Source organism: Nioella nitratireducens, assembly GCF_001879715.1.
In the GTDB taxonomy this organism is placed as follows: Bacteria; Pseudomonadota; Alphaproteobacteria; order Rhodobacterales; family Rhodobacteraceae; genus Nioella; species Nioella nitratireducens.
Window position 1 is genome coordinate 120,562 of record NZ_MNBW01000009.1, and the last position, 24,396, is coordinate 144,957.

Here is a 24,396-nt window from a genome sequence, read left to right on the forward strand (position 1 = left end):
GAGGGAAGCGACGAGATGCTGATCGTGATTTCACCGGCGAAAAAGCTCGACTGGACCGAGCGCGATGTGCCGATGACCCAGCCGATGTTTCAAGACGATGCCGACTACCTGGCGAAGGTGGCGCAAGGTCTGTCCGTGGCCGATCTGCAAAAGCTGATGTCGATCAGCGAGAGCCTTGGCAAGCTCAACCGCGACCGGTTCGCGCGCTTCCATGACCATGCCGATAAACGCCCCGCCGTGTTGGCCTTTGCGGGTGACACTTATACCGGGCTGGAGGCTGGCAGCCTGGACGGTGACGAGATGATCTTTGCACAGGATCACCTGCGCATTCTGTCGGGCCTCTACGGCCTGCTGCGCCCACTGGATGCGATGCAGGAATACCGCCTTGAAATGGGTAGCCGGTTGCGCACCGAACGTGGAAAGTCGCTCTATGACTATTGGGGTGGCCTGATCGCCGACGCCCTGAACGCCGAGGCCGACCGGCTGAACACCGACACGCTGATCAACTGCGCGTCGGTTGAGTATTTCACCGCCGTGAAATCCGACGCGCTGCGCCCCCGCGTGATCACTCCGCAGTTTCTGGAGGAAAAGCCGGGCGGACCCAAGGTGGTCAGCTTCTGGGCCAAGAAAGCCCGTGGCGCGATGGCGCGGTATATCATTCAGAACCGGCTGCAAGACGCGCATAGCATTCTTGAGTTTGACAGCGGCGGCTATCGCCACGAGCCGGATCTGAGCGAACCGGGCCGCCCCGCCTTTTATCGCCGGGCGATGGCCGAGGCGTAGGGGCACCGCGACTGGCCAAACCCGCACCGGGATTGACCCTGGCCCTTGTGCCCCGGCAGCCTGAGGTTCGGGGAAGCGATCAAGGGCTGATTCGTCAGCAGACGGTGCAGCCCATTGCGCGGGTGGGGGCGACGGGGGAATAGCCTTGGTCCAGAACCCTGTTCATGCCGCCCGCAACGTCGACCACCGGCACGTCTACCCGGCCCGCGATCTGCGCCGCCGCGCGGGAACTGCGGTTGCCCGAGCGGCAGATCAGGGCAAGGCGTTGCCCGTCGCGCAGGTGCGGCCTGACCTGAGACAGGAAACTGTCCGCGTCGGAATAGGTCACCAGCAACGCCCCGTCGATCACGCCGCTGTCCTGCCATTCGCCGGGGGTGCGGATATCGACCAACAACGTGCCGTCGTCCTGCGCCAGCGTGTCGCCGGACAGGGCTTCCAGCGTCAGGTTCTCGGGCCGGCCTCCGATCAGTAAGCTGGCGCCTGCGGCGGCGACGGCGACAACCGCGCCGAAGGCGATGAAGATACGTCTGTCCATGATGCTTCCTATGCTGGCTGGCGACGCATCTAGCCACCGCGTCCGCGTGCTTCAACCTGCCCGGCCTGCTGGCATTGTCGCAGTGGCTGTGCTTTCTTTCCCCCGAATGCGCGTCTCACAGGGGGAGAGGGCCGATGTTGCAAGTGTTCGGGCCCGGCCTTTGGCTGGCCGATGGGCCAGAAATCCGGGCGATGGCGGGGTTCCACTATCCCACCCGCATGGCGGTGGCGCGTTTGCCGGATGGTGGGTTGTGGCTGTGGTCGCCCGTCCACCTGACGCCTGCGTTGCTGGAGGCAATCGAGGCGCTCGGTCCTGTCCACCACATCGTCGCGCCGACCCGCCTGCATCACATGGCGCTGAGCGATTGGGCGCATTTTTGCCCCGAGGCGCAGATTCACGCGGCGCCGGGGTTGCGCGCCAAGCGTGGCGATATTGCCTTTGCCGCCGATCTGGGCGTGGCGCCGCCGCCCGATTGGGATGGATTGATCGCGCAGGTGATCTGGCCGAACAAGATCGCAGATGAGGTCACCTTCTTTCACCGCGCCAGTGGAACGGTCCTGTTCACGGACCTGCTGCAACAGATGCCGAGAGGCTGGTATCGCGGCTGGCGTCGAATGGTGGCGGGGTTGGACCTGATGACCGGGAAAGAGCCTCAGGTGCCCCGCAAATTCCGTATGGCGACGCGCGACCGGGTCACCGCCAAGGCAGCGTTGGGCCAGATCGAGGCGTGGCAGCCCGCGCGCGTGGTGATGGCGCATGGACCACCTGTTACAGACGGTGTTCCCGCATTCTTACGCCGCGCCTTCGCGTGGTTGGGCTGAGCGATCAGTCCTTTTTAAGCACGTTTTCCTCGAACGCCTTTTGGAAAGCGGCCTGTTTCGCGGGGTCGGCCTCGGTCTGGTTTTGATCCTTCCAGACATCGTAGGGCATGTCGTAGAATGCCTCGCGCCCTTCGTCCTTGGTCATGCCGATACCGCGGGCGTTTGCGGCCTCTTGATACCAGCGCGACAGGCAGTTGCGGCAGAACCCGGCCAGGTTCATCAAGTCGATATTCTGCACATCCGGCCGGTCTTGCATCAGGTGCTGTTGCAGGCGGCGAAAGGCGGCGGCTTCAAGCTCTATACGGGTCTGGTCGTCCATGGTGTCCTCCGGGGCTTGGCTTAAACCTGTGCATCGGCCAGCGCGCCGTCAAGGATCGGGGCAAGGCGTTGGCCCCAATGCTCTTGCTGCTCGGGCGTTTCGATCAGGTCGTTCCTGAGTTCGATCAGAACGTGCGGGCGGCCGGGCTGCACGCCGTGGCGATCCATGCTGTCACCCGGCAGGTGGCCGGAATAGGGCTGGTTGTCGCCGACATAGATGTCACTCTCGGCGCGCAGCCGGTCCAGCAGCGGATCGGCCAGCCGCCGGTCTTCTGCATAGAGCACCCCCACATGCCATGGCCGCATCGGGCGACCCTTGAACTGTGGAGTAAAGCTGTGGATCGCCACAACCACCGTATCCTCTCGGCGCGCGGCCAGTTCGGACAGGGCCGTATGGTAGGGGCGATGCAGCATTTTCAGCCTACGTTCCAACTCTGCGGCGTCGGCATTGCGGTTGGCGGGAATGATCGAGCCGTCATAAAGCTTCATCAGCACCGTCGGATCATGCTCGCCCCGGTTCGGGTCCACCACCAGCCGCGAGAAATCCGACAAGATCACCGGCGCGTCCAACTCTTGGGCCAAGGCGCGCGACAACCCGGCGGCGCCAACGTCAAACGCGATATGGCGGTTCATATCGGCCTCTGTTAAACCAAGGGAACCGCCGTTCACACGGCCCGGCACCCGGTTCGACGCGTGGTCGCATGTCACCAGCCAGCGAGAGCGCCGCTCGCCCCCGTCGATGTGGAAGGCCGCTGTCATTTTGGTGTTATCCTTCATTGCCAGAAGGGACATAAAACAGCTACCGCGCGAGCGCCAGTTGCCATGCGGCGGCTTTTGCGACATAAGGGCCGCAAGCGAGATGTGAGCGCTAACATTTACCACAAGGAGCGATCGGGCCGCAGATGAGACCTCAGCGCAATGTGAAGATCGTGGCCACTCTCGGGCCCGCGTCGAATGACTACGAAACCATCCGGGCGCTGTTCGAGGCCGGGGCCAACGTGTTCCGCCTGAACATGAGCCATGGCGACCATGAAGAGATCCGGGCCCGCCATGCCTTCATTCGCCAGATCGAGAAAGATACCGGTCGCCCGATTGCGATTCTGGCCGACCTTCAGGGCCCCAAGCTACGCTGCGGCGTTTTCGGCGACGGTCCCCACGATCTGGAAGATGGAGCTGCCTTTCGCCTCGATCTGGACCCTGCCGAGGGCGACCAGACCCGCGTGCAGTTACCGCATCCCGAGATTTTCCAAGCGCTGGAAGTTGGTTCGACCCTTCTGGTCAATGACGGCAAGATCAAGCTTCAGGTTGAAGCCTGCGGCGATGACTTCGCCGATTGCCGCGTGATCGCGGGCGGCAGCATTTCCAACCGCAAGGGCGTGAACGTGCCTGACGTGGTGCTTCCGCTGGCCGCCCTGTCGGAAAAGGACCGTGCCGATCTGGAATTTGTTTGCCAGCTTGGTGTCGATTGGCTGGCGCTCAGCTTTGTGCAGCGCCCCGCCGACGTTCAGGACGCGCGAGACCTCGCCAAGGGTCGGGCGGCGATCCTGTCGAAAATCGAGAAGCCCGCAGCGGTGCAGGCCTTCGACGACATCCTGGCCGTGTCCGACGGGATCATGGTCGCGCGGGGCGACCTGGGCGTGGAACTGCCCGTCCACGCGGTGCCGCCGATCCAGAAGCGCCTGGTCCGCAAATGCCGGGCTGCGGCCAAGCCGGTGATCGTGGCCACGCAGATGCTGGAATCGATGATCGAGAGCCCGGTGCCAACCCGTGCCGAGGTGTCGGACGTGGCGACAGCGATCTACGAGGGTGCGGATGCCGTGATGCTGAGCGCGGAAAGCGCCGCCGGTGGGTATCCGGTCGAGGCCGTGACCACCATGCACAACGTGGCGGTCGAGGTGGAATCGGACCCCACCTATCGCGACATCATGGAATCGACCCGGCCCAAGCAGCGCCGCACCGTGGCCGACGGGATCGTCGCCTCGGCCCGCGAAATCGCTGAAACCGCGCATATCAAGGCGATCTGCTGCTTTACCCAATCCGGCAACACCGCCGCCCTCGTGGCGCGCGAACGCCCCCGCGTGCCGATCATCGGGATCACCCCGCTGGTGGGCGTGGCGCGGCGCATGTGCCTGACCTGGGGCACAAAGTTCTACCTTTCGGGCGAGGTTACCCGCTTCAAGATGGCGGTGATTTCGGCGGTGCGGGCGGCGCGTGATGCCGAGGTTGCAACAGAAGATGACTTTATCGTCGTGACCGCAGGTGTGCCCTTCAATGTTCAGGGCACAACGAATATCATCCGGGTTGCTCCATGTGACGAGCGTATGATCCATTCCACGGACCTTGAATGATCCTTGCCCCGGACCTGCTGATTGCGCTGTCGACCCTTGTGCTGGTGTTTGCCATCGCGTCGGCGCTGTCTGTGTGGTCGGATGGGTCTGGATTTCCAACGGTGGCCCTGGCGGCAATTGCGGCCGGGGTTGGCGTGTTTCTTTATGCCTACTGGCAGATTGAACCGGCGCCGGGGTGGCGCGTGATCCCGGATTCCTTCATCTCGGTCTTTGCCCGGATCCTGCACTGACCCCTTGCCAATACCCCCAATCGGGGATAATGCACCCGCTCCAACCGGTGCGACCGGCCCAAGTGGCATGCCGAGTCGCGCTAGAACGTAGCCAATGAACTGGAGACGAAAATGCCCAAGATGAAGACAAAATCGAGCGCCAAGAAGCGCTTCAAGGTCACGGCCTCGGGCCGTGTCAAAGCAGGCCAGGCCGGCAAGCGCCACGGCATGATCAAACGGACCACCAAGTTCATCCGCACCGCGCGGGGAACCACCATCCTGTCCGCCCCTGACGAGAAGATCGTCAAGGGTTACATGCCCTATTCGCGCTAAGGAGGTCTGATCCATGTCCCGAGTTAAAGGTGGCACGACCACTCACGCCCGCCACAAGAAGGTGCTCAAGGCCGCGAAAGGCTATTATGGCGCCCGCAGCCGCAACTTCCGCACCGCGACGCAAGCCGTCGACAAGGCGAACCAGTACGCAACCCGTGACCGCAAGGCCCGCAAGCGTCAGTTCCGCGCCCTGTGGATCCAGCGTATCAACGCCGCTGTCCGCAGCCATGACGAGTCGCTGACCTATTCGCGTTTCATCAACGGTCTGGCGAAAGCCGGTCTGGAAGTCGACCGTAAGGTTCTGGCCGACCTGGCCGTGCACGAGCCCGAAGCCTTCGGTGCCATCGTGACCCAGGCGAAAGCCGCCCTGGCCTGAGCCAGCGCCGCGGCGTCGCCGAAAGAATTGGGCCTGTCAGCTCCCTGCTGGCAGGCCCTTTTCGTTTGGCCGGGCGCGGCGCTACCAGAGATCCGGTTGATCGAAAGCCGCCACGCAGCGCGACGGTCCGGCAAGCGGTGTCAGCAGGGTCTCGGTCAGGGACTGGCCCAACCAGCCCTCTGGCTGGGACAAGGGCAGTGGCGCCTGCGCCTCCCTCTCGGTGATCGGGCGGAACCCGACCTTGCCGTAGTAATCCGGGTTTCCGTAAGTCAGGACCACGTCGACCCCGCGCGCTCGCATCTGCCCAAGCCCATGCGTCAGCAACGCCTGACCGACGCCCGTGCCTTGCGATGTCGTGGCGACGGCGACCGGTGACAACAGGAACACGTTGCGCGGCTCGTCATCGTAGGCAAGCCGGGTGAAGCAGATGGCGCCGGACAATTGGCTACCGTCCAGCGCCAGAATCGTCACAAGATCCTCTGCCGGGGTGCGGGCGAAGATGTCCTGCACCAGCGCGCCGATCGCTGCACCCGCGTCGGGGCCTTCCGAGTCGGAAAAGGTGCTGTCAAAAAGGTGGACGATCTTTTCAATTCGTCCGGCGGTGTTCGTTGAAAAAGTGATCATCATCCGTCCGCGCGCATGTATTTTCTCCGTGCCTCCTGCTCTATGTCCAGCCGTAACTGCACATCGGCAAGGGTTCTTTGCAGGGCCTTTCGGATCGCGTCATCGTCAGCGGCCCGGATCTGTGCCATCAGCGCGTCCCGCTCCTTGCGCAGCTGGATTTCACGCGGCAGAACGCCAGCCTCGGCCATGATGCGGAACCCTGCGGCATCGGCGCTTTCGCCCATCTCTGGCTTCAACGGCTTGCCCGCACCGCTGAGGTCATCAAGTTGCCCCTCCGCCTCGGCCTTTCGGATCTGTTGCTCGGCAAGCTTGTCCCATCGCATTGCGCAGTCCCCCGTTGTGTCTGCGTGAACGATAGGCCCATTTCGACCCGAAAACCATGTGCCGGATCATCCGGCCAATCACCGGCCAACGCCCATCCGCGACCACCCGAACCTTGTGATTCCCGTCTGGCTGAGGTTTTCATGGGTCCGTACGCGCAACACCCGGAAGGAAGAGCCTCATGGCCTCCCGCAGCTTCGCCGTGATCGGCCTTGGCACCTTTGGCAGCACCGTGGCCAGCGAACTTGCCCGGTTCGGCAACCCGGTGCTCGGCATTGATACCGAAGAACGCAACGTGGCCCGCTTGGCCGACACCCTGTCCGAGGCGATCATTGCCGATGGCCGGGACGAGATCGCCCTGCGTGAGGCCGGGGTCGGTGACTACGATGTCGCGGTGGTCGCCATCGGCGAGGATCTGGAGGCCAACATCCTGTGCACCATGAACGTCAAGGTTCTGGGGGTGGAAACCATCTGGGTCAAGGCGTTGAACCGCACCCATCACCGCATACTGTCCAAGCTGGGGGCCGATCGGGTGATCCTGCCCGAACAAGAAGTTGGCCAACACATCGCGCAGATGCTGCACAACCCACTGGTGCGCGACTATGTCAGCCTTGGGAATGGCTTTCACGTGGTCGAAATGATCGTGTCCGACCGGATGGCAGGCAAGACCCTGACCGAAACCGAACTGGCCGAGACATACGATCTGCGGGCGTTGGGGGCGATGCGCGGCACCACGTTCCTGTCTTGCGATGACGGCACCCTGCGGCTGGAACAGGGCGACAACCTCTTGCTGCTCGGCAAGCGGGCGGAGCTGCGCCGCTTCGGCGATGCAATGCGGCTCGGGGGCTGACCCCTTGGCCATCCGCCACACCAAAGGGCGCGCGCCGCATCTGGCCCCGCCGCTGGTTCTGATCCTGATCTATGCCGCAATGGTCGTGACGGGGGCGGGGCTGCTGAAACTGCCCTTCGCTACCACCGGCCCGATCGGCTGGTCCGACGCGATCTTTACGGCAACCTCTGCCGTGACCGTCACCGGGCTGGCCGTGCTGGATACTGGCGCGGATTTCACCGGTTTCGGGCAGGCGGTCATTTTGGTGCTGATCCAGCTTGGCGGGTTGGGGCTGATGGCCTTCGCGGTGCTGATCCTTTCGATGATGGGGCTGCCCGTGGGCTTTACACACCGGCTTTACCTGCGCGAAGACCTTAACCAGACCTCGGCCACCGATCTGGTGCGGCTAACCAAGATGATCTTTCGCGTCGTGCTGCTGTGCGAACTGATTGGCGCAGGTTTGCTGGCGCTTGTCTTCGTACCCGATGCGGGCTGGGGCCGCGGCTTGTGGCAGGCATTTTTTCATGCTGTGTCGGCCTTCAACAATGCAGGCTTTTCGCTGTTTTCCGACAGCCTGTCGGGTTACGTGGGCAATTCCATCGTGAACCTCGTCGTTCCGGCGCTGCTGATCTTCGGCGGGCTTGGCTTCACCGTGGCTGTAGATGTCTACAAGCAACGCCAATGGCGGCGCTTTTCCCTGCATAGCAAGCTGATGCTTGTGGGCACGGCGACCTTGCTGATCTGGTCCACGCTCGCCTTTGCGGTGATGGAGTGGAGCAACCCGGACACGCTTGGTGCCTTGCCTTTCGGTGCGCGCCTTTGGGCAAGTTGGTTTCAGGCGGCCACCACGCGCACAGCCGGGTTCAACACGGTCGATTTCGGATCGCTCAATGACAGCACCACGCTGATGGTTCTGACGCTGATGGTGATCGGCGCGGGCAGCACCTCGACCGGTGGGGGTATCAAGGTCACGACCTTTATCGTGCTGTTTCTGGCGACGGTGGCGTTTTTCCGACGCCGGACCGAGATTGACGTCTTTGGCCGCCGACTGGGGCTGGAGCAGATCATGAAGGTTCTGGCGCTGACCGTGGTGACGGTGGCCACGCTGCTGCTTGGCCTTTTCGTGCTGTTGCTGTTTCACGAGGGGAATTTCCTCGATCTGGCGTTTGAGACAGTCTCGGCTTTTGCCACGGTCGGCCTGTCGCGCGGCATCACCGGTGATTTCGACCTTGCAGGCCGGATCGTTATCATGGCGATCATGTTCATAGGGCGGGTCGGGCCCCTGACCCTCGGGTTTTTGTTGGCGACGCGCAGCCCGCGTCGGATCGCCTACCCCGAGGGCACGGTCTATCTGGGATAAGGACGTCTGGAATGAATTTCGTTGTCTTGATCAACGGGCTGACCATGTTGTTCTTCGCCGCCCTGATGGGGGTCGATGCCGCGCTTTTTCCGGCTACGGGCGAAGAGTTCGGCCTGTCTGCCGTTCTGGTTGGCCTGACCGGTGCGGCGCTCAGCCTTGCGGGCGGCACCTCGACGGATACTGCCGGGCTGCACCGGATGCATACCTTCCTTCTGACGTCCTCGGTCTGGATGACGGCGGCGCTGGCCGGGGCGGTGCCGCTGATGTTCTGGTCGCTGACCCCGGTGGATGCCGTGTTCGAGGCGATGTCAGGCATCACCACAACGGGTTCGACCGTGATGAGCGGGCTGGATCAGACGCCGCGCGGGATCATCCTGTGGCGCGCGGTCTTGCAGGCGGTTGGCGGTGTCGGCTTTATCGTGACGGGCATTGCCCTTTTGCCGATCCTCAAGGTCGGGGGGATGCAGCTCTTCCGCACCGAAAGCTCTGACAAGGGCGAAAAGGAATTGCGCAACGCTACGCTCTTTGCCTCGGCCACCTTGCAGATCTATCTCGGGCTCATGGCGCTTTGCGCTTTGGCCTATCTGGCCGGCGGGATGAGTCCCTTCGACGCCGCGACCCATGCGATGACGACGCTGTCGACCGGGGGATATTCCGGCTATGACGCCTCGTTCGGTCATTTCACCAGCCCGTTCCTGCAATGGGCGGGCACCGTCTTCATGTTGCTCGGGGCGCTGCCCTTCGCGTGGTACATCCGCGTGGTCTATCGTGGTGCCTTCCGTAGCGAGCAGGTGACTGGCCTTGTCTGGGGCCTGGCCGTGGTGATCGTCGGGCTGGCCTTCTGGCTGGCCATTGCCGACGAGGTGCCGTTGACCGAGGCGCTGCGGATGGTGGCCTTCAACGTGGTTTCGGTGGTGACGACCACGGGCTTTGCCACCACCGACTACACGCTCTGGGGGCCAGTCGCGGTGGCGGCATTCTTCTTGCTGACGGCCATGGGCGGCTGCACCGGTTCGACCGCCGGGGGCGTCAAGGCGATGCGTTGGCTGTTGCTGGGGCGCCGGGTCCGGGTGCAGATCCAGCATATCGTGGCCCCGCACCGCGTGGTGACCGTGAAATACGAAGGCCGCCCCGTCGAGGAAGACGTGCTGAGCGGCGTCGTCTCCTTTTTCGTCTTCTTTGCGGCGTCCTTCCTGATCCTGTCAATCGTCCTCACCCTGTTCGGACTGGATCTTGCCACCGCGACGAGCGGCGCGATGACGGCACTGGCCAATGTCGGCCCCGGCGTGGGTGAGATCATCGGTCCGGCGGGCAACTTCGCCAGCCTCAGCGACCCTGTGAAGCTGGTTCTGGTGCTCGGCATGTTCCTTGGGCGGCTTGAAATGCTGACCGTCTTCGTCCTGCTCACGCCGCTGTTCTGGCGCGAGGTGGCGACCCTCTAGCACCGATTGGCGACTTGCATTCCGGGCTGTCGCTGGCTAGCAGTCACGGCAAGATGACGAGGGGCTGTGAACCATGGACGATCTGCGCGAGAAATACCTGAAAGCCGTTGCTGATGCCGCTGATGAGGCGGCGCTGGAAGACCTGCGGGTGCAAGCGGTCGGCAAGAAGGGCGAGATCAGCCTGAAGATGCGCGAGCTTGGCAAGATGACCCCGGAAGAGCGGCAGGTCATGGGGCCGAAGCTGAACGCGCTGAAGGATGAGGTCAACTCGGCCCTTGCCGCGAAAAAGGCTGCGTTGGCCGATGCCGCGCTCGATGAACGCCTGCGCGCCGAGTGGCTGGATGTCAGCCTGCCGGGCCGTCCCCGCCGCATGGGCACCATCCACCCGGTCAGCCAGGTGACCGAGGAAGTGACCGCGATCTTTGCCGATATGGGCTTTGCCGTGGCCGAAGGCCCGCAAATCGAAACCGACTGGTACAATTTCGACGCGCTCAACATTCCCGGCCACCACCCCGCACGGGCCGAGATGGACACGTTCTACACCCACCGGGCCGAGGGCGACAATCGCCCGCCCCACGTGCTGCGCACGCACACCTCGCCGGTGCAGATCCGCTACATGGAACAGCATGGTGCCCCCTGCCGCGTGATCGCGCCGGGCCGCGTCTACCGCGCCGATTATGACCAGACCCATACGCCCATGTTCCACCAGGTCGAGGGGCTGGCCATCGACAAGGACATCTCCATGGCGAACCTGAAATGGGTGCTGGAGGAATTCTTCTCCGCCTATTTCGGCGCCAAGGTCCGCACCCGCTTCCGCGCCTCGCACTTCCCCTTCACCGAACCCTCGGCAGAGGTCGACATCCAGTGTTCATGGGAAGGCGGCACCGTGAAGGTGGGCGAGGGCGACGACTGGCTGGAGGTGCTGGGGTCCGGCATGGTCCACCCCCATGTGCTGCGCGCCGCCGGGGTCGATCCCGACCAGTGGCAGGGCTTTGCCTTCGGCATGGGCATCGACCGGATCGCGATGCTGAAATATGGCATCCCGGATCTGCGTGCGTTCTTCGATAGCGACCTGCGCTGGCTGAGGCATTACGGTTTTGCGGCGCTGGATGTGCCGGCGGTGCATTCGGGGGTGTGAGTGGGTGTCAGTCGAGCGAGACACCAACACTGAGCTGCTAAAAATGCTTGCTGCGCGAAACGATAAAACGCTTCGCTTTCAGCGCTACGTTGGACCGAAGCCAGAAGATGAGAAGAATATAGCTCGCCTAAAGTTTCTTGCTGATAAGGGTTTAGTCCAGGAAACCGAGGGCCCTCACTCCGTCTCTTTTCGGCTTACCTCTCAAGGCGATCAGTATCTTAATGCGCCAACGGAAAGCAACCGGGGGTGGATTAGGCATTGTTGGTCCAAGTGCAATGATTGGGTGAGGACAATAGCTATGATTATTCTCGTGCCTGTGGTGATCGGAGTACTAGTTCATTTGCTCACGGTTGAATGCCCAAGCACTTCCTTCATTGGCGAACCATACTGCTCACTCCGCAATCTCATAGGGCAGGATGCTGTCGCACCTTGAGTCGCGCGGAGTCGCGCGGAACCAAGGCCGTAAGGCCGCCGCGCATCGCCGGGCCGCCCCCCGGCACGGCGATTTGGCTGCCGCCTGCGCCCCCCTTAACCCTCTCACGGAAGCGGCCCGATAAAGCGCCCCACACAGGCGCAGGATCGCCGCGCCGCGGCCCGTCGATGCGCGGCTTGTTCTATTTGTTCGGTGGAGGTGCATCCCCTGAACGCAGTCATGCGCGCTGCGCGGCCCACCGATGCGCGGCGGGTGCCCCTATGGCCACCCGCGCTGCTTTCCCGTAAATGGGGCCGCATTCGACAAGACCAGAGGACCGCTGCCATGCCGCTTTTTTCCCACAAGAACCGAGAGCGGAGCAACGCCACCCGCCGGGTCTATGCCGCCTATGAACTGGCCCACACGGCCGTCGATTTCGCGGCTGCGGTGGCGTTCCTCGTCGGGTCGGTCCTGTTCCTGTCGGCGGAATACGCGACCCCGGCGACATGGCTCTTCATCCTCGGGTCGGTCTTCTTCTGTGTGAAGCCGAGCCTGCGCATGGCACGCGAGATTCACTTGTGGCGGATGGGCCGGTTGGAGACGCTGGCGGATCGGGGGGCGGTGGAAGACTGAGCAGCCCGCGCTTTGACAATGACATCCCTTCGGCTTCGGGGGCATTTCTTGTCTTTGAGCAAGCCCGCGCCTGCGCTACGGTTTCTCACCCTGCTTTTTTGGAGCCTTCCCATGATCAAAGCTATTCTTCCCGCCCTCGCGGCGCTGGCCTTCGCGGTTCCCGCCCTCGCAGACGAGGTCTGGTCCTCGGACACGGGCCAGATCGTTTACCTTGCCGATGAATATGGCTCGGCCATCCTCACCTTTACCGATACCGACGGCACCAATGGCGAGCTTGTGTTTCCGGGTCTGGCCGGGAACTTCACCGACCGAAGTGTGCACTATGGCTATTGGGTGGGCCAAAGCGCCCTGCAATGCCCCGCCGCCCTTGGACGCCCCGGTGCCCTGACCAGCCTGAGCTGGGGTATGGCCACGATCGCGTTCGACGATCCGGGGTTCCCCTCGGCCTTCACCGTGCTGTTGGCGGATTGCGACGGCGACTTTGACCGATCCATTCGCGCGACCCCTTTCTGAGGCAGGCGATGGCGACGATCCTGATTGTCGAATCCAACCCTTTTGAGGGTCCGCGATCGGCTGGCTTTTTTACGGAGTCCATCGAGATCGTCGACCCGACCCTTCAGACCCGCGTCATCGCCCCCTATGACGGGCCCGTCGACGACGCGATGCTGAGCGATGTCGATGGCGCGATCTTTACCGGCTCGGCGGTGGAATGGGGTGTGGATGCGCCGCAAGCCGCCCCCCTGCGCGCGGTGATGGAGAGGATCTTCGCGGCGCGCATCCCGTCTTACGGGTCGTGCAACGGCATGCAGATGGCGGCTTTTGTTCTGGGTGGGGCGTCGGGCCCGTCCGGCAACGGACAAGAGGCGGGGCTGGCGCAGGCGGTCGCCCTGACCGATGCGGGAACGCGCCATCCGTTTCTGGCCGGGCGGCGCAGCGGGTTTGCGGCCCCGTGCATTCATCTGCACGAGGTCACCCGGCTGCCCGAGGGCGCCGTTCTGCTGGCAGGCAACAGCCACTCCCCGGTGCAGGCCTTCGCCTATGAGCAGGCGGGCGTGCGGTTCTGGGGCGTGCAATATCACCCCGAAATGTCACCGGCGTGTCTGGCCGGCATTCTGGCAGAGCAGGGTGGCCACGGCGCCGCGACGCTGGCCGATTTGCGGCACGCTGAAACAGATGCAGAGGCGGCCCGCCGGTTGGGGGCCGCCCCTGAGGATGTCACCCCGGAGGGCCGTTTGACGGAAATCCGGAACTGGCTGGCCAGCCTTTCGGCCTAGGGGGCCTCCAAGACCAGCTCGAACCCGGCCAGCTTGTCGCCGTCGCGGTCGAGCAGGACCAGCATGTCGTTCCCCATGGCGACCAGTGAGGCATTGTCCAGAACGCGGGTCATTGCCGTTTCGAGGTCTTCGACCGGGCCGAGGCAGGCCATCATGGTCATCCCGTATTCAGCCGAGGCCACGACGCCACCCCGCATCACGATCTCGCCGAACATCCGGTTGCAGCCGACATAGGCGCTGAACGGGCCGTCGATATCGACGTTGAACTCCGTCGCCGACAGAAGGTCTGCGTCAACGTCCAGCGGCTGTCCGTCGTCATCCACGATCTCGGTCAGGCGCCATGCACCGGCAAAGCTGATCGGCTGGTCCGGGTCCGTGTCGTCCAGCAGGATCGGCGGGGCAAGCGGGCGGCCCGGCTGCACGATGACATCGGCACTGACCCACTGCATCCTTGGCACCACGGTGTTGTGAATGAACGCTTCGGCCATACCAAAGGCAGACCCCTGCGGCATGACGGGTATGGCGGCAGAGGGCATTGGACCGGATTGGATGATGACCATATCGGCATGGGCCGCTGGCGCGGCAAGGGTGGCCACCAAAAGGGCGGCGCGGAGGGAGAGGGGACGCATGAAATGTTCCTTTCGGGTTGGGGGCGACCCCCGCAGCATCGCCCGTGTGTCGTGTCGCGTGCCCCAAGGGTTCAATCTTTGCCGGAAGGCATGCGTTCGGGTTCCCTTCCCCCCCGAGATGCGCTAAGCGCGAGCGGCAAAGACGCAAGGGACGAAAGCGATGAAATTCACCCTCTCCTGGTTGAAGGACCATCTGGACACCGACGCCTCGCTGGACGAGATCTGCGACGTGCTCAACGACATCGGACTCGAGGTCGAAGAGGTCGAGGATCGCGCCTCGCGTCTCGGGGAATTTACCATCGCCAAGGTCAAAGAGGCCGAGAAGCATCCGGAGGCAGACCGCCTGCGCGTTTGCAAGGTCGAGACCGACGAAGGCGAGATGCAGATCATCTGCGGCGCGCCCAATGCGCGCGCCGGAATCACCGTGGTTTTGGCAAAGCCCGGCAGCTACATCCCCGGCCTCGACATCACCATCGGGGTCGGCAAGATCCGTGGGATTGAAAGCTACGGCATGATGGCGTCAGAGCGCGAGCTGGAATTGTCGGACGAGCATGACGGCATCATCGAATTGCCCTCGGGCGAGGTCGGTCAGCGTTTCGTCGATTGGCTTGCCGAAAATGACCCTGCCAAGGTCGACCCGGTGATCGAGATTGCCATCACCCCCAACCGGCAAGATGCGCTTGGGGTGCGTGGCGTGGCGCGCGACTTGGCGGCGCGCGGTCTTGGCACGCTGAAACCGCAGGCGGACAGGAATGTTCCGGGCAGCTATGAATGCCCGATCAAGGTGACGATCGACGGCGACACGCTGGACGACTGCCCGCATTTCACCGGTCGTCTGATCAGGGGTGTCAAGAACGGCCCGTCGCCGCAATGGCTGCAAGATCGTCTGCGCGCGATTGGCCTGCGTCCGATCTCGGCGCTGGTGGATGTGACCAACTACTTCACCTACGACCAGAACCGCCCGCTGCACGTCTTTGACGCCGACAAGGTCAAGGGCAACCTGCGGGTGCACACGGCCAAGGGTGGTGAGACCCTGCTGGCGCTGGATGAGAAGACCTATACCTTCCAGCCCGGCCAAATCGCGATTTCCGATGATGAAGCTGTGGAAAGCATCGCGGGGATCATGGGCGGCGACCCCACGGGCTGCACCGAAGAAACCGTCAACGTCTTTGTCGAGAGCGCTTTTTGGGATCCGGTGCGCACTGCCTATACGGGCCGCGACCTGAAAGTGCATTCCGACGCGCGCTACCGGTTCGAGCGGGGCGTCGATCCCGACTACACCCTGCCGGGGCTGGAAGCGGCCACGCGAATGATCCTCGACCTGTGCGGCGGCGAAGCCTCGCAGGTGGTCGAGGCCGGGGCTGCGATCAACACCGCGCGCAGCTACAAACTCGACACCGCGCGGGTGATCAGCCTTGTCGGCATGGAGATCCCGAAAGAGGAGCAGGTGCGCATTCTGACCGCGCTTGGCTTCTCGGCCACTGGCGCGGGCGATGTGTTGGAGGTCTGGGTGCCGTCGTGGCGCCGTGACGTGCAGGGCGAGGCCGACCTGGTGGAAGAGGTTGCGCGCATCGCCTCGCTGACCAAGTTGCAACCGCAACCGCTGCGCCGCCCCAAACCGGGTGTGCCCGCGCCGGTGCTGACGCCGATGCAATTGCGCGAACGCGCGGCCCGGCGCACTGTGGCAGCCCTCGGCTACAACGAATGCGTGACTTACAGCTTCATCGACAAGGCCTCTGCGACTCTGTTTGGGGGCGGCGGCGATGACGTGATGCTGGAAAACCCGATTTCGTCCGAGATGAGCCATATGCGCCCCGGCGTTCTGCCCGGTCTTTTGCAGGCCGCAGCCCGAAATCAGGCGCGCGGGTTCATGGACCTTGCCCTGTTCGAGGTCGGCGCGGCCTTCCACGGCGGTGAACCGACCGAGCAGCACTTGCAGGTGTCCGGCCTGTTGGTCGGCCATAGCGGTCCCCGTGACCCGCATGGCGCGCGGCGCCCGGTCGACGTGTTCGATGTGAAGGCCGATGCCGAGGCCGTGCTGGCCGCCATGGGGGCCCCCGCCAAGGTGCAGATCCTGCGCGGCGCGGATAACTGGTGGCACCCGGGCCGTCATGGCAAGATCTGTCTTGGACCCAAGAAGGTGCTTGGCATTTTCGGCGAGTTGCACCCCAAGGTTCTGGCCGAGATGGACGTGAAAGGGCCAGCGATGGCCTTCACCCTCTTCCCCGAGGACATTCCCATGCCGCGCAGCCAAGGGGCCAGCCGTGGCGCGTTGGACATGAGCGATTTGCAAGCGGTCGAGCGGGACTTTGCCTTCGTGGTTGACGCCGAGGTCGAGGCGATCAACCTCGCAAATGCCGCTGCCGGTGCCGACAAGAAACTGATCGAGGATGTGCGCATCTTCGACGAGTTCACGGGTGGAACCGCCGAAGCGCAGATGGGTGCAGGCAAGAAATCCATCGCCCTGACCGTGCGCCTGCAACCGCGCGACAAGACGCTGACCGAGGAAGAGATCGAGGCCGTGGGGGCCAAGATTGTCGAGAAGGTCAGCAAGGCCACCGGCGGTGTTCTGCGCGGTTGATTCGCGAAAGGGCGGGCGCGCCAAGCGCCCGCTTAATCCCCGTTGGGCCGCGTCAGAATGAACAGCGCGGCCCCGCCCATGGCGACGATCTGGATCACCAGAACCCGCGCACCGACGCCTGACATCAGGCTGACCAGCAGCACCAGCGCCATCGCCGTGACCGCCATCCCCTTGTAGCGTGGGCGGATTGCGCCGGTTTCCTCCCAATCGCGGATCGGTCCGCCGAAAATCGGATGCTCCTCCAGCCAGCGGCGCAGGCGGGGCGAGCTTTTGCCGAAGGCAAAGGCCGCGAGGATCAGGAAAGGCGTGGTCGGCAGCACCGGCAACACCACCCCGGCAAACCCAAGCGCGACCGCCAGCCATCCGAGGATCAGCCACGGCAGGTGGCGCAGCCGAGGGCGCCGGGGGATATCGTCGGGCAGGCTCATGCCGGGCAACCTAGCGCGGCCGCTGCGGGCGACGAGGGGGCGCGGCGCTGACCGGCACTTCGCGCCACTCGCCCGGCGCGAGGCCGTCCAGGCCCCACTCGCCCACCCTCGCCCGGATCAGCCGTAGCGTGGGCAGACCCACGGCAGCGGTCATACGGCGCACCTGCCGGTTGCGCCCTTCGGTAATTGTCAGTTCCAGCCATGCGTCGGGCACGCTTTTGCGATAGCGCACCGGCGGGGTGCGCGGCCAAAGGTCGGGCGGTTCCCCGACGCACCGAACCCTGGCGGGGCGGGTGGGGCCGTCCTTCAGCGTCACTCCCGTGCACAGGGCTGCGATCTGCTCGTCGCTCGGACTCCCTTCGACCTGCGCCCAATAGGTCTTGGGCGTCTTGGTGCGCGGGCTCGTGATACGCGCTTGCAACCGTCCGTCGTCGGTCAGAACCATCAGCCCCTCGCTGTCGCGGTCCAGCCGACCCGCCGCGTAAACCCCCGGAACGTCGATGAAATCCGACAGGGTACGGCGCGGGGTGCCTTCGGTCCCCTTGTCGGTGAACTGCGAGAGCACGTCATAGGGTTTGTTGAACAGGATCAGCTTGGTCATCATGGTGCCTTCGGGTTTGTCCCGGTCCTGACCGATCTTGGCGCGTTCGGCAAGAACAGTGTCGGTCCCGCGATAGAATGGGCCCGCTATCCGCCTAGCGTGGTCTGGTCACATCATGAAAACTCAGGGAGTTCGCCATGCCGCAGGGATGCGCACCGTTCTCGTCCGCGGAATATGACCGCCGTATCGCCAAGACCCGCGCGGCCATGGCCCAGGCCGGCCTCGACGCGATCTTCGTCACCGACCCGTCAAATCAGGCGTGGCTTACCGGATATGATGGCTGGTCGTTTTATGTCCATCAGGGCGTGATCCTTCGGATGGACGGCGAGCCGGTCTGGTGGGGACGCAGTATGGATGCGCTTGGCGGTCTGCGCACCTGCTGGATGAGCGCCGACAGCATCCACGGCTATGCAGATCACTATGTGCAATCCACGGTGCGCCACCCGATGCAGGATCTTGCCGGGCACGTCAAACGCCTGGGGCTGGAGACCGCGCGGATCGGCGTCGAGATGGAGAACTACTATTACTCCGCCAAAGCCCATGCCGTCCTGACCGAGGAATTGCCGGGCGCGACGCTGGTCGATGCGACCGCGTTGGTGAACTGGCAGCGACTGGTGAAGTCGGAGGAAGAGATCGGGTTCATTCGCAAGGCGGCCCGCATTTCCGAAAAGATCGTTCAGGTCGCCATCGACCGGGCCGAGCCGGGGGTGCGCAAGAACGACGTGGTGGCCGATATCATGCATGCCGGGATCACCGGCGTGGATGACATCTGGGGGGATTACCCGGCAATCGTGCCCCTGACGCCGTCGGGGTTGGACGCCACCGCCGCCCACCTGACGTGGGATGGCGCGCCAATGAAACAGGGTGAGGCGACATTTTTCGAATTGTCCGGGTGCTATCGCCGTTACCACGCCCCGCTGTGCCGGACGGTTTTCCTGGGAACGCCACCGCAAGAGGTTCTGGAGGCCGAGAAGGCCCAATTGGAAGGCATCGAAGCAGGGCTGGAGGCAGCCCGCGCCGGCAACCGCACCGCAGACATTGCAAATGCCTTCGTTCGCGTGTTGAACAAATATGGCATCGAACGCAATGGGCGCTGCGGGTATCCGATCGGCCTGTCTTACCCGCCGGACTGGGGCGAGCGCACTGCCTCGATCCGGTCAGAGGACGAGACCGTGCTGGAACCGGGAATGACCTTTCATTTCATGCCCGCGCTTTGGATGGACACTTGGGGCCTTGAAACGACCGAGACCATCCTGATCTCCGAAACCGGCCCCGCCGAGGCCGTCTGCAAAATGGAACGCAAGCTCTTCGTGAAACCATGACTGGACTGCCTGAAACCACTGATCTGCTCGCCGAACTGATCGCCTATCCGACGGTTTCTACCGACAGCAACCTCGACATGATCGCCTATCTCGCGACCCAGTTGGAAGGCTGCGGCGCCGCGGTCGAGGTGCTGACGGATGAAACCGGACGCAAGGCCAACCTGTTTGCGCGGATCGGGCCCGAGGTGCCGGGCGGGATTATGCTGTCGGGTCACACGGACGTGGTGCCGGTGGCCGATCAGGAATGGGAAAGTGATCCGTTCAGGATGCGGGCCGATGACGCCAAGCTCTACGGGCGCGGCACCTGTGACATGAAGGGGTTTATCGCCGCCTCGGTGGCGATGGCCCCCCTGTTCGCCGAGCGTCGGTTGAAGCGGCCGATCTATTTCGCCTTTACCCATGACGAGGAAACCGGTTGCCTGGGTGCGCAGTCGCTGGTCGAGGCCCTCAAAGGGCGCGCGTTACTGCCCGATGTGGCGATTGTCGGCGAACCCACCTCGATGCGGATCATCGAAGGGCACAAGGGCTGCTGCGAATATTCGACCCATTTCACCGGGCTGGAAGGGCACGGATCGTCGCCCGATCACGGGGTGAACGCGGTAGAGTTTGCTGTGCGCTATGTGAACCGGCTGATGGAATTGAAGGACGCGCTCAAGACCCGCGCGCCTGAAGACAGCAAGTTCGAGCCGCCATGGACCACGATCAACACCGGCGCGCTGATCGGGGGCGTCGCGCATAACGTGATCCCCGGTCGGGCGCGGGTGGATTGGGAAATGCGGCCCGTGCAAAAGGCGGATGCCGATTTCGTGCGTGGTGACCTGTGGCGCTATTGCGAAGAAGTGCTGCTGCCCGCGATGCGCGCCGTCGACCCCGACGCCACGATCGAAACCGAAGTGATCGGCGAGATCAACGGACTGATACCCGCAGACGAGAACGAAGCCCGCGACATCGTGATGGAACTGACCGGCGCGAACGGGGCCGGGCTGGTGCCGTTCGGAACCGAGGCCGGGTTGTTTCAGGATCTGGGAATGTCCGTCGTCGTTTGCGGGCCGGGTTCGATCGAGCAGGCGCACAAGCCTGACGAATTCATCGAACTCACCCAGATGGGTCAATGTTTGGGCATGATGGAACGTCTGGCCGAAAAATTGGCCTGACAGGGCAGGTGCCATGGCCAGCGGGGGCCTGCCGATCTATCCTGACCCGGATGGCGCAAGGCACATGAGGTGACGGGATGAAGATCGGAATCATTGGCGCGGGCATGGTCGGATCCTCGGCAGGCTTCGCCCTGATCCTGCAAAGGCAGGCGTCAGAGATCGTGTTGGTCGATGTCAACCACGCCCGCGCCGAGGCAGAGGCCGAGGACATCGCCCATGCCATTCCCTTTTGCACGTCGGCCATCGTCCGGGCGGGCGACTACAGCGATCTGGCAGGGGCCGGGGTGGTGATTTTGTCCTGTGGGGTGTCGCAACAGCCGGGGGAAACGCGGCTGGCCCTGTTGGAACGCAATGCCGAGGTTTTTCGCGTAGTCATCGCCGGTGTCATGGCGGCCTGCCCCGATGCGATCCTGCTGGTGGCCTCGAATCCCGTCGATCTGATGACCCAGATCACCACCCGCCTGTCGGGGCTGCCGCCGGGGCGGGTCATTGGCTCGGGTACCATTCTGGACACCGCCCGCTTCCGCTGGCTGGTGGGGCAGCATCTGGGAATCTCGCCCAACTCGGTGCACGGATATGTCCTTGGCGAGCATGGCGATTCAGAGGTTCTGGCATGGTCGAACGCGCGGGCCGGGTCGGTGCCGCTGGAAAGCTTCGCTGCACAGGTTTCTGCCCCGTTGACGGGGGACGTGCGCGCCCGGATCGACAAGGGCGTGCGACAGGCGGCCTACACCATTATTCAGGGCAAAGGCGCGACATGGTTCGGGATCGGCGCGGGCCTTGCCCGGATCGTCGCTGCCATCGCGGGTGATGAGCGGTCGGTGCTGTCGGTCTCGACCCTTGAAGACGAGGTGTTCGGCGTGCCTGACGTGGCCTTGTCGCTGCCCCGGCTGGTGGGGCAGGCGGGCGTCTCGGCGACGTTGTGGCCAGACCTGAACGAGGCCGAAACCGACGCATTGCGTGCCTCTGCCACTGTGCTGAGCGACCGACTGGCGGGGCTGGCGCCATAGAGCATGTCGCGAAAAAATGGGCACCGGTTTTTCGCCTCTCGGACATGCGTCATCAAGGAAGGAGGGCATGTCGCGAAAAAGTGGGCACCGGTTTTTCGCCTCTCGGACATGCGTCATCAAGGAAGGAGGGCATGTCGCGAAAAAGTGGGCACCGGTTCTTCGCCTCTCGGACATGCACTGTCGAGTGAGTGCCCCAACGGCTCATAGCATCACCGGGCAACGTCCCGTCGGCACCGGCAGGCCAACGCGCTGCGGATTAAGGATCAGGTGCCACGTCGGCGGGTAGCCCGGCGCCTGCGCCCGGGAATAAGAACACCCTTGCGGCGTGGTGTAGATCACGGCGGTGTAGGTGTCGGGCGGGCGCGATGCTGGCGTCGCGAGCGCTGCACTGGTCATCAAGGCGGGCAGCAGCAAAGCCGCCAAGGTCGGGGCATTTCCCATGTCGGACCTCCTGGTAAGGCGTGAAAAGTGCCCTCACCCTGCGCCGTCGCCCCATCGGTTTCGGAGGCGGCAATTGGAAGAAACCGTGACCTTAGCAGACGTTTTTCCGAAAACTTGCCCTCACTCCCGATCCAGATCGTGACAGTCCTTTCCAAGAAAAAACGCAATTTCCTGCGCAGGGGGATAGCGCGCGCGTTCTGCCCGGCGGCAGTCAGGCGAGTCAGAGTGCGGATCAAAACGGGTCTGGAAATCGGTCCATCAGATCGCACAAAACGTGGCTTCCTAGGGGCGTGAATTTGTTGCCCGCATTGGGGTAAGAGGTGAATTCACCGAACACGACACCCCGCTTGGTGATGTAGAAATCGAGTCGCATGAAGCACTGGATATCGTGCGCGATTTTGTCCGACAGGCTAAGCAGTTCCCGGTAGTGTCTTGGCTTTGCGACCCGGTTTCCATGCGCGTTGGTCTTCTGGAACTCGGAAAACGCCACCCAATCCCGACTGTAGAACCTGTGTCGGCAGCCAACCTTTTTCGCATTTCGATCAACAACCTGCACCACGTGGGCTCGTCCTCCGGCGACAAAGACCTTGAAATCCCTTGGAATGGCGAAGCGATCGTCAAAATCTTGTATGAACTCTTCGGCGATAAATGTTGTGCCTCTGGTCGACAGTTCGAGGGGACCCAACCTTCGGGTCACATAGGCCCGGCGTTCGGAAATCGGGACATCGTCGCCGCTGAAGGCCTCCCGTTCCCGGTCAAACAGCAAGACCCCCTTATTGTTGGACAGGTTGTTGGGTTTGATAACGACCCTATCCGGCAAGGTGGAGAAATCGAGGTCGTCGAGGCTCCGGCCCTCGGCATAGCGTTTGGGCAAGGGTAGGTTCATCTGTTCTGCGTAGCTGTGCATCCGCGATTTATTCACGAGGCCAGCCACAAACAAGCGCCGTTCTTGCAGGTCCGGGTCGGGATGCGAGGCCTTGCCGCGATACCACCGTTGCAATCTATCTTCCATCCGACGCTTGAACTCGGTCGGTTGTTCCTGCGCTGACGACAGTTGCCGCCGCCGCGAAGAGAAGAAAGTATTTAGTCGGATTGAGCCAACTCCGTCATATGACGCCGGAAATGCCTTCGGACGTCTAGGCTTCTAAAGAGAAAAGCACTGCCTTTCCGATCAGAGCAAGCTTTTTGTCGAACCTGCCCTCACCCCCGGTCCAGATCGCGGGCGATCAGGTCTTTCATGATTTCATTTGTGCCGCCGTAGATCTTCTGCACCCGTGCGTCGGCGAAGAGCTCGGCAATCAGGTATTCGTTCATATAGCCGTAGCCGCCATGCAGTTGCAGGCATTCGTCAACGATCTCGCATTGCGTTTCGCTGCCCCACCACTTGGCCATGGCGGCCTTTTCCGCGGTCAGCGTGCCTTGTTCCAGCTCTGTCAGGCATTGATCGAGGAAGGCTGCCAGAATTTCGATCTTGGTCGCCGCTTCGGCCAGCTTGAACCGGGTGTTCTGAAAATCCATGATCCGCTGGCCAAAGGCCTTGCGCTCCTTCACATAATCCAGCGTGGTTTTCAGCGCACATTGCGCCGCCCCGAGCGCGCCATAGCCGAGGATAAGCCGTTCCCACGGCAATTGCCGCATGAGTTGATAGAACCCTTGGCCCTCTTCCGATCCCAACAGGTGATCGCGGGGCAGGCGGACGTCCTCGAAGAACAACTCGGCCGTGTCGTTGCGGCGCATCCCCAGTTTGTCCAGCTTGCGCCCGACACGAAAGCCCTCCAGCGCTTCGGTTTCGACCACCATCAGCGACACGCCCTTGCCGCCGACGCTTGGGTCGGTCTTGGCCACGAGGATCAGCAAATCGGCGCTGCCGCCATTGGTGATGAAAGTCTTGGAGCCGTTCACCAGATAGCCGTTGCCGTCGGGAATCGCCGTGGTGCGCACCGCCTGCAAATCGCTGCCCGTGCCCGGTTCGGTCATGGCGATGGCACCGACCATTTCCCCGCTCGCCAGCTTTGGCAACCAGCGGGCCTTTTGCTGTTCGGTTCCGTAGCCGGTGATGTAGTGGGTGGCGATGTTGTGAACCGAAAAGCCCCAGCCGCTATCGCCGATCTTGGCCTGTTCCAGAAAGGTCACCGCATCGAAATGCCGGGTCAGGCCAAGGCCGCCATGTTCTTCGGGGATGGTTGCCCCAAGGATGCCAAGCGCGCCCGCCTTTTCCCAGAAGTCCTTGGGCACGCGGCCCGCCTCTTTCCAGGCGTCCCGGTTCGGTTGGAATTCGTCGTCCAGAAAGCGCCGGACGGTATCGGCAAAGGCGTGATGCTCTTCCTGCATCCAGAGATGGTTGGGCATGGTCGATCCTCCTTGCCCAAAGGTGGCGTGGCCGGGGACATTGGGCAAGCTTGCCGTTGCGGCGCAGGGCCGCGCAAGGGCGATGGCCGTTGACACCGCCCCGCTGCGGCGGAAAGTGAGGCGGC

The 24,396-nt window shown here is 63.3% G+C and carries 28 protein-coding genes; 17 read left to right on the top strand and 11 right to left on the bottom strand.

Features of this window, described 5'->3' with window-relative positions:
* Positions 1 to 15 precede the first annotated feature (15 nt).
* Positions 16 to 783 carry a peroxide stress protein YaaA gene (gene yaaA / locus BKY27_RS10940; RefSeq protein ID WP_071674519.1) on the top strand — a complete coding sequence of 256 codons (768 nt, stop codon included), beginning with the start codon at positions 16 to 18 and terminating at the stop codon, positions 781 to 783.
* Positions 784 to 877: 94 nt separating this feature from the next.
* On the opposite strand, the gene BKY27_RS10945 is transcribed toward yaaA, so the two are convergent.
* Positions 878 to 1,318, bottom strand: coding sequence for a rhodanese-like domain-containing protein (locus BKY27_RS10945; protein WP_071674520.1), 441 nt, complete (start codon positions 1,316 to 1,318; stop codon positions 878 to 880).
* A 134-nt stretch (positions 1,319 to 1,452) separates the two neighbouring features.
* Here BKY27_RS10945 and BKY27_RS10950 point away from each other — a divergent pair, with 134 nt between their 5' ends.
* Positions 1,453 to 2,139 (top strand): DUF4336 domain-containing protein, encoded by a 687-nt coding sequence (locus BKY27_RS10950; RefSeq protein WP_071674521.1) that lies wholly within the window; start codon positions 1,453 to 1,455, stop codon positions 2,137 to 2,139.
* 4 nt (positions 2,140 to 2,143) lie between these two features.
* Here BKY27_RS10950 and BKY27_RS10955 read toward each other — a convergent pair whose 3' ends face one another.
* Both BKY27_RS10955 and BKY27_RS10960 read right to left on the bottom strand, forming a co-directional pair.
* The gene (locus tag BKY27_RS10955; protein WP_071674522.1) at positions 2,144 to 2,458 is read right to left on the bottom strand and encodes a DUF1244 domain-containing protein; all 315 of its coding nucleotides are present in this window, start codon (positions 2,456 to 2,458) and stop codon (positions 2,144 to 2,146) included.
* 20 nt (positions 2,459 to 2,478) lie between these two features.
* Positions 2,479 to 3,216, bottom strand: a complete 738-nt coding sequence (locus BKY27_RS10960; protein WP_071674523.1) for an N-formylglutamate amidohydrolase — start codon at positions 3,214 to 3,216, stop codon at positions 2,479 to 2,481.
* A gap of 143 nt (positions 3,217 to 3,359) precedes the next feature.
* Here BKY27_RS10960 and pyk point away from each other — a divergent pair, with 143 nt between their 5' ends.
* From pyk to rplT, 4 genes are all read left to right on the top strand, one after another.
* Complete coding sequence (gene pyk / locus BKY27_RS10965) at positions 3,360 to 4,805, top strand: pyruvate kinase (protein ID WP_071674524.1); 1,446 nt, start codon at positions 3,360 to 3,362, stop codon at positions 4,803 to 4,805.
* Positions 4,802 to 5,035 carry a hypothetical protein gene (locus BKY27_RS10970; RefSeq protein WP_071674525.1) on the top strand — a complete coding sequence of 78 codons (234 nt, stop codon included), beginning with the start codon at positions 4,802 to 4,804 and terminating at the stop codon, positions 5,033 to 5,035. The genes pyk and BKY27_RS10970 overlap by 4 nt, the downstream gene beginning before the upstream one ends.
* A 111-nt stretch (positions 5,036 to 5,146) precedes the next feature.
* Positions 5,147 to 5,347: a 50S ribosomal protein L35 gene (gene rpmI / locus BKY27_RS10975; protein WP_071674526.1), complete on the top strand. Its 201-nt coding sequence runs from the start codon at positions 5,147 to 5,149 to the stop codon at positions 5,345 to 5,347.
* Between the two features lie 13 nt (positions 5,348 to 5,360).
* On the top strand, positions 5,361 to 5,723 hold the full coding sequence (gene rplT / locus BKY27_RS10980; protein ID WP_071674527.1) for a 50S ribosomal protein L20: 363 nt from the start codon (positions 5,361 to 5,363) through the stop codon (positions 5,721 to 5,723).
* Between the two features lie 81 nt (positions 5,724 to 5,804).
* Here the strand turns inward: rplT and BKY27_RS10985 are convergent, their stop codons facing one another.
* Positions 5,805 to 6,347 carry a GNAT family N-acetyltransferase gene (locus BKY27_RS10985; RefSeq protein ID WP_084667949.1) on the bottom strand — a complete coding sequence of 181 codons (543 nt, stop codon included), beginning with the start codon at positions 6,345 to 6,347 and terminating at the stop codon, positions 5,805 to 5,807.
* A complete protein-coding gene (locus BKY27_RS10990; protein ID WP_071674529.1) occupies positions 6,347 to 6,670 on the bottom strand; it encodes a DnaJ family domain-containing protein in 324 nt (107 codons plus the stop codon). Before BKY27_RS10990 ends, BKY27_RS10985 begins: the two co-directional genes overlap by 1 nt.
* Before the next feature lie 179 nt (positions 6,671 to 6,849).
* Between BKY27_RS10990 and BKY27_RS10995 the strand changes: the two genes are divergently transcribed.
* From BKY27_RS10995 to BKY27_RS11025, 7 genes are all read left to right on the top strand, one after another.
* Positions 6,850 to 7,518 carry a potassium channel family protein gene (locus BKY27_RS10995; RefSeq protein ID WP_071674530.1) on the top strand — a complete coding sequence of 223 codons (669 nt, stop codon included), beginning with the start codon at positions 6,850 to 6,852 and terminating at the stop codon, positions 7,516 to 7,518.
* A 4-nt stretch (positions 7,519 to 7,522) separates the two neighbouring features.
* Positions 7,523 to 8,857 (top strand): TrkH family potassium uptake protein, encoded by a 1,335-nt coding sequence (locus BKY27_RS11000; RefSeq protein ID WP_071674599.1) that lies wholly within the window; start codon positions 7,523 to 7,525, stop codon positions 8,855 to 8,857.
* 11 nt (positions 8,858 to 8,868) lie between these two features.
* Positions 8,869 to 10,299 (top strand): TrkH family potassium uptake protein, encoded by a 1,431-nt coding sequence (locus BKY27_RS11005; protein WP_071674531.1) that lies wholly within the window; start codon positions 8,869 to 8,871, stop codon positions 10,297 to 10,299.
* 73 nt (positions 10,300 to 10,372) lie between these two features.
* Entirely contained in the window at positions 10,373 to 11,437 is a 1,065-nt protein-coding gene (pheS, locus tag BKY27_RS11010) for a phenylalanine--tRNA ligase subunit alpha (RefSeq protein WP_071674532.1), read from the top strand.
* Positions 11,438 to 12,194: 757 nt separating this feature from the next.
* A complete protein-coding gene (locus BKY27_RS11015) occupies positions 12,195 to 12,482 on the top strand; it encodes a YrhK family protein (protein ID WP_071674533.1) in 288 nt (95 codons plus the stop codon).
* Between the two features lie 111 nt (positions 12,483 to 12,593).
* Complete coding sequence (locus BKY27_RS11020) at positions 12,594 to 12,995, top strand: hypothetical protein (protein ID WP_146636228.1); 402 nt, start codon at positions 12,594 to 12,596, stop codon at positions 12,993 to 12,995.
* Positions 12,996 to 13,003: 8 nt separating this feature from the next.
* Positions 13,004 to 13,756, top strand: a complete 753-nt coding sequence (locus tag BKY27_RS11025; RefSeq protein ID WP_071674535.1) for a type 1 glutamine amidotransferase — start codon at positions 13,004 to 13,006, stop codon at positions 13,754 to 13,756.
* Here the strand turns inward: BKY27_RS11025 and BKY27_RS11030 are convergent.
* Positions 13,753 to 14,385, bottom strand: coding sequence for an META domain-containing protein (locus BKY27_RS11030; RefSeq protein ID WP_071674536.1), 633 nt, complete (start codon positions 14,383 to 14,385; stop codon positions 13,753 to 13,755). The two genes, BKY27_RS11025 and BKY27_RS11030, sit on opposite strands and share 4 nt — an antisense overlap.
* 160 nt (positions 14,386 to 14,545) lie before the next feature.
* On the opposite strand from BKY27_RS11030, the gene pheT reads away from it, so the two are divergent.
* On the top strand, positions 14,546 to 16,966 hold the full coding sequence (gene pheT / locus BKY27_RS11035; RefSeq protein WP_071674537.1) for a phenylalanine--tRNA ligase subunit beta: 2,421 nt from the start codon (positions 14,546 to 14,548) through the stop codon (positions 16,964 to 16,966).
* 32 nt (positions 16,967 to 16,998) lie between these two features.
* Here the strand turns inward: pheT and BKY27_RS11040 are convergent, their stop codons facing one another.
* Both BKY27_RS11040 and BKY27_RS11045 read right to left on the bottom strand, forming a co-directional pair.
* Positions 16,999 to 17,394 (bottom strand): YbaN family protein, encoded by a 396-nt coding sequence (locus tag BKY27_RS11040; protein ID WP_233491818.1) that lies wholly within the window; start codon positions 17,392 to 17,394, stop codon positions 16,999 to 17,001.
* Between the two features lie 10 nt (positions 17,395 to 17,404).
* A complete protein-coding gene (locus BKY27_RS11045) occupies positions 17,405 to 17,995 on the bottom strand; it encodes a pseudouridine synthase (RefSeq protein WP_071674600.1) in 591 nt (196 codons plus the stop codon).
* A gap of 137 nt (positions 17,996 to 18,132) precedes the next feature.
* On the opposite strand from BKY27_RS11045, the gene BKY27_RS11050 reads away from it, so the two are divergent.
* From BKY27_RS11050 to BKY27_RS11060, 3 genes are all read left to right on the top strand, one after another.
* Complete coding sequence (locus BKY27_RS11050; protein ID WP_071674538.1) at positions 18,133 to 19,317, top strand: M24 family metallopeptidase; 1,185 nt, start codon at positions 18,133 to 18,135, stop codon at positions 19,315 to 19,317.
* A complete protein-coding gene (gene argE / locus BKY27_RS11055) occupies positions 19,314 to 20,471 on the top strand; it encodes an acetylornithine deacetylase (RefSeq protein WP_071674539.1) in 1,158 nt (385 codons plus the stop codon). The genes BKY27_RS11050 and argE overlap by 4 nt, the downstream gene beginning before the upstream one ends.
* A 77-nt stretch (positions 20,472 to 20,548) precedes the next feature.
* The gene (locus tag BKY27_RS11060) at positions 20,549 to 21,481 is read left to right on the top strand and encodes an L-lactate dehydrogenase (RefSeq protein ID WP_071674540.1); all 933 of its coding nucleotides are present in this window, start codon (positions 20,549 to 20,551) and stop codon (positions 21,479 to 21,481) included.
* Between the two features lie 201 nt (positions 21,482 to 21,682).
* Here BKY27_RS11060 and BKY27_RS11065 read toward each other — a convergent pair whose 3' ends face one another.
* The 3 genes from BKY27_RS11065 to BKY27_RS11075 all read right to left on the bottom strand — a co-directional run bounded on the left by BKY27_RS11065 (position 21,683) and on the right by BKY27_RS11075 (position 24,271).
* Positions 21,683 to 21,922, bottom strand: a complete 240-nt coding sequence (locus BKY27_RS11065) for a hypothetical protein (protein WP_071674541.1) — start codon at positions 21,920 to 21,922, stop codon at positions 21,683 to 21,685.
* Between the two features lie 232 nt (positions 21,923 to 22,154).
* Positions 22,155 to 22,934 carry an ATP-grasp fold amidoligase family protein gene (locus BKY27_RS11070; protein WP_071674542.1) on the bottom strand — a complete coding sequence of 260 codons (780 nt, stop codon included), beginning with the start codon at positions 22,932 to 22,934 and terminating at the stop codon, positions 22,155 to 22,157.
* Between the two features lie 188 nt (positions 22,935 to 23,122).
* Complete coding sequence (locus BKY27_RS11075) at positions 23,123 to 24,271, bottom strand: acyl-CoA dehydrogenase family protein (protein WP_071674543.1); 1,149 nt, start codon at positions 24,269 to 24,271, stop codon at positions 23,123 to 23,125.
* Positions 24,272 to 24,396: the final 125 nt, after the last annotated feature.